The organism is Microcystis sp. M53602_WE12, from assembly GCF_030065455.1.
In the GTDB taxonomy this organism is placed as follows: domain Bacteria; phylum Cyanobacteriota; class Cyanobacteriia; order Cyanobacteriales; family Microcystaceae; genus Microcystis; species Microcystis aeruginosa.
On record NZ_JASJFB010000881.1, the window covers coordinates 1 to 4,006 of the forward strand.

A 4,006-nucleotide genomic window follows, 5' to 3' on the forward strand; every position below is an offset into this window, starting at 1 on the left:
AACTAATCTTACACAGCCCAAAGTGCGCCGCAATAGCGACTCTTGTTCGGGTGTGGGGTAAAATCGAAACGAATAGGCTTTTTCCATACCTCACGTTTTAGCATATATTTCGTAAATGTGCTAATATTTAACAGTAAAGCCGTCGTAGAACGACGGGGTTTCAGACCCAAAATTTCCGATGATTAAAGCTATTTCTGACCTCCAGGGATTCCGAGGTCTCATTCTGCCGATCATCGTCGGTGCGCTCAGTGCTACTATTGGTGCGGTGATTACCGTAGCGGCAAAAATTTTGTTGATCGGCAATAGTCCCTGATCGAGATAAGATTAATTCTCGTGGTGATAGGGAGGACATTTGTGAATAAACTAAGCATTCTGGTTCTGCACGGGCCGAATTTAAACCTATTGGGAAAAAGAGAGCCGAATCTCTACGGTAACGTCAATTTAGAGACGATTAACCAGTTTTTAAGCGAAGAAGCTACCCGTTTAGGGGTGAATTTAACCGCGCATCAGTCCAATCAGGAAGGGCAATTAGTGGACTGGATTCAGCAAGCATGGGGTCAGCAGGACGGTATTTTGATTAATGCGGGAGCTTATACTCACACCAGTATCGCCATCCGCGACGCACTATTAAGCACAAAAATGGCCTGTGTGGAAGTACACTTAAGCAATATTTACAAACGCGAGTCTTTTCGTCATCATTCCTACATTGCCGATATAGCCATCGGACAGATTAGCGGTTTTGGGGCCGAAAGTTATCGCCTAGGATTATGGGCATTAGTCGATTATTTGCAAAAGAATAGAGAAGGCTAATTAGGGCTTGCTCAATAAATCTAAAAACCTTGTTGGGTAAGACTTTTAGACTTTTTGGAAACCAAAAAGTACCGTATCCCGGAGTGATCGGGTGGAAAATTCAGGGACTTTTTCCCTGAAAATTAGGTAATTGACCCCCTCAAAATCTCTAAAACCCTACACCCTACACCCTACACCCTACACCCTACACCCTACACCCTGCCCCCACCGAAAAACTTTTTGCCGCAAACCCTAATTAGGCAAGGGATTCTCCCACTTCTAAGAGGGGACAAAAGGGAAAATAGGGGGAAACCGTCCAACGATAGAATTTTTTGCTGCTGGTGGACTGAAGATTAAAACGCAGGGAAACAAAGGGGAAAAAGGGAGATACGGAACAATTCCAACTGAAAGCCGGCTTAGAAGTGCTATTATCGCCCTGCAAAGACCAAGCCTGGTATTGAAAAACCTCCCGGACGAGGGATTTTCCTTCATCGCTAACTTGGGCGCAGCTGCGACTAATGCCCGAAACCAAACAGAGACTATTACTAACACAATTATCATTAGAAGCCACGATCAGGAGATTTTCCCCGGTGGTGGTTAGTTCAAAAGCGATAAAATCTCCAGCTTGCCAACGACTAAGGACTTGTCCCTGGGCATTCTGGTAGATAGCGCTGCAGTTTTCGGGATCGAGAAGACGATAACTATCGGGGTCTAAGTAACCGCAAACCCTTCCCATCAGACGAGTTCCATCCTGAAACCCATACACCCAATCAAAGGTATCGATGTTAGCAGCCCCTTGATTGCTTTTGTTGACCAATAGTAATCGATCGCTGACCACGGTTATTAATTCTCTATAAAACTAAGCTCCTTTTAATAACAAAGGTATCACTAAATACAAATTCCCCAAGGAAAAGATTTATTAATCTTAACTTGTCGGCCCCAGGGGAGAGTGAACTGGTCAACTTAAATCAAGGCCAAAACCTGCTATCTTATGGGGAGACAAAAATTATCTAGATCTTGTTTTAGCGAGTGGTAGTAAGGGCATGGCGTACAAGCGGGTATTATTAAAACTGAGTGGGGAGGCCCTGATGGGCAATCTCGGCTATGGGATCGACCCGATGGTGGTTTCCGCTATCGCTCAGGAAATCTCCGAAGTGGTTGACCAAGGCATCCAATTGGCGATCGTGGTTGGTGGGGGCAATATTTTTCGCGGGGTGAAAGCCGCCTCGGCCGGCATGGATCGGGCCACGGCCGATTATATTGGTATGATAGCAACAGTCATGAACGCTATGACCTTGCAGGATGCCCTAGAACGAGCGCAAGTACCGACTAGGGTATTAACAGCGATTGCGATGCAGGAATTAGCCGAACCCTACATCCGCCGGCGGGCAATCCGTCATCTGGAAAAAGGTCGGGTAGTGGTTTTTGGTGCGGGATCGGGTAATCCTTTCTTTACCACCGATACCACGGCGGCCCTGCGCGCTGCCGAAATCGATGCGGAAGTGGTGTTTAAAGCGACGAAAGTGGATGGGGTTTATGATTCCGATCCCTCTCACAATCCTAACGCGCGACGCTTTCAAAGTCTCACCTACGGTCATGTGCTGACCCATGATCTGCGGGTGATGGACGGAACGGCGATCGCTCTGTGCAAGGAAAATAATATCCCGATAGTCGTTTTCGATCTGTCGGTAGCAGGTAATATTGTTCGCGCTGTCAAAGGTGAACCCGTTGGAACATTGGTAGGAGGATTCTGTGAAGTTAGCTGAAGTTCAAGACCATATGCAGAAAACCGTCGAATCAACCCAGAGAGCTTTTAATACGATTCGTACCGGCCGCGCAAATGCTTCTCTTTTAGATCGGATCGTGGTGGAGTATTATGGCATGGAAACTCCCCTCAAGTCCCTAGCGACCATTAGCACTCCCGACGCAACCACGATCGCCATTCAACCCTTCGATCGTACCAGTATGGGGGCGATCGAAAAGGCGATTTCTCTCTCGGACGTGGGTTTAACCCCCAGTAATGACGGTCAGATCATTCGTTTGAATATCCCTCCCCTCACTAGCGATCGCCGCAAGGAATTGGTCAAATTAGCGGCGAAATTGTCTGAAGAAGGAAAGGTGGCGATCCGCAATATTCGCCGGGATGCGATCGATGCTATCCGTAAACAGGAGAAAAGTCACGAAATTTCTGAGGATGAATCCAGGGATTTACAGGATCAAGTGCAGAAATCCACCGATAAATTTATCGCCAAAATCGAGGATTTGTTAACGACAAAAGAAAAAGATATCATGACCGTTTAAGTTTTTTTCTCCTCATGGATAGAACAGGCTTTTTGTCTGTTCTATTTAGGGGGTGCTGAATAAATCTAAAAACCTTGTTGGATAATATTTTTAGACTTTTTTTCCCTCAAAAAGCGCCGACCCTTGGAGTGATTGGGGGGGAAATTTAGGGACTTTTTCGGCTCTTCGTTACTCTTTATGCTAAATCAACAGACAAGATGCCAAGATAACATACTTCTAACCCAAAAATTCCGAAAGTTTCTCAAGCCATAGCCTCTCCGTTTTATTAGTTTAAGTTTATTATTGATTCCCTCGACCACCCCATTCGTTGTCCTTTGCTCGAAATAACTAATGATTTCTCCAAACCAGTTTCGGGATGTTGTTTCTACTTTCTATGAGAGAACTCCATAAAAAAGATGATCCAATAGTCAAGTGGTTTGATAAGGGATTTCCACAAACCACTTTGGCAAATGGGGAAGTCGATTAATCTGTTTTTCCAACTCTGCCATTGCCTTCTGAATCAACTTTACCCCAGTGTGGTAAACCTTCTCAATGAGCTTGACGACCGGATTTTTTCCTTTGAAGGTAAGGGTTTCGGCAAAGTGAAGCACCGTTTCCACACCCCAAGAGTAAACTCCCCTTCCAATGCTGCTCCAGCCAGCCAAAGGTACGTTCTACTGGATTGTACTTGCTGTGATAGGGGGGATAGTAGGCTAACTCAATGTTCAATTGCGACTGCTGGGCAAAGGCTACCATCCGGTTCATAAACTGAGTACGACGAGAATGGTTCTCCGGCCCATTGTCTTGGTTAATCACCAATTTGTGAATGTGGCTAAAGCGGTCTTTTACCATCGCCCACCACTGCTCCAGCAAGTCCACAATACAATCTGCGGTCAGTTTAGAGCTGACAAAGAACAAGTACAGTTCATTGTATTCG

8 protein-coding genes and 1 pseudogene are annotated in these 4,006 nt (G+C 45.7%); 4 read left to right on the plus strand and 5 right to left on the minus strand.

Annotation, left to right across the window (positions count from 1 at the left end):
* On the minus strand, window positions 1-87 hold an 87-nt coding region (locus tag PX482_RS26800; protein ID WP_287630136.1), incomplete at its 3' end, for a helix-turn-helix domain-containing protein.
* A 91-nt stretch (window positions 88-178) separates the two neighbouring features.
* Here PX482_RS26800 and PX482_RS26805 point away from each other — a divergent pair.
* Window positions 179-313 (plus strand): hypothetical protein, encoded by a 135-nt coding sequence (locus PX482_RS26805; RefSeq protein ID WP_288031306.1) that lies wholly within the window; start codon window positions 179-181, stop codon window positions 311-313.
* Window positions 314-354: 41 nt separating this feature from the next.
* Window positions 355-810, plus strand: coding sequence for a type II 3-dehydroquinate dehydratase (gene aroQ, locus PX482_RS26810; protein WP_288095013.1), 456 nt, complete (start codon window positions 355-357; stop codon window positions 808-810).
* 235 nt (window positions 811-1,045) lie between these two features.
* Here aroQ and PX482_RS26815 read toward each other — a convergent pair whose 3' ends face one another.
* Window positions 1,046-1,627: a hypothetical protein gene (locus PX482_RS26815; protein ID WP_002762235.1), complete on the minus strand. Its 582-nt coding sequence runs from the start codon at window positions 1,625-1,627 to the stop codon at window positions 1,046-1,048.
* Window positions 1,628-1,832: 205 nt separating this feature from the next.
* Between PX482_RS26815 and pyrH the strand changes: the two genes are divergently transcribed.
* Both pyrH and frr read left to right on the plus strand, forming a co-directional pair.
* Window positions 1,833-2,555: a UMP kinase gene (pyrH, locus tag PX482_RS26820; protein WP_002732255.1), complete on the plus strand. Its 723-nt coding sequence runs from the start codon at window positions 1,833-1,835 to the stop codon at window positions 2,553-2,555.
* Window positions 2,556-2,568: 13 nt separating this feature from the next.
* Complete coding sequence (frr, locus tag PX482_RS26825) at window positions 2,569-3,090, plus strand: ribosome recycling factor (RefSeq protein WP_373276133.1); 522 nt, start codon at window positions 2,569-2,571, stop codon at window positions 3,088-3,090.
* A gap of 185 nt (window positions 3,091-3,275) precedes the next feature.
* Here frr and PX482_RS26830 read toward each other — a convergent pair.
* From PX482_RS26830 to PX482_RS26835, 3 genes and pseudogenes are all read right to left on the minus strand, one after another.
* Window positions 3,276-3,449: pseudogene (locus tag PX482_RS26830) on the minus strand (transposase); the annotation flags it as partial.
* A gap of 48 nt (window positions 3,450-3,497) precedes the next feature.
* On the minus strand, window positions 3,498-3,689 hold the full coding sequence (locus tag PX482_RS27940) for an ISAzo13-like element transposase-related protein (RefSeq protein WP_197716347.1): 192 nt from the start codon (window positions 3,687-3,689) through the stop codon (window positions 3,498-3,500).
* On the minus strand, window positions 3,619-4,006 hold a 388-nt coding region (locus PX482_RS26835), incomplete at its 5' end, for an ISAzo13-like element transposase-related protein (RefSeq protein WP_353852436.1). The genes PX482_RS27940 and PX482_RS26835, both read right to left, overlap by 71 nt.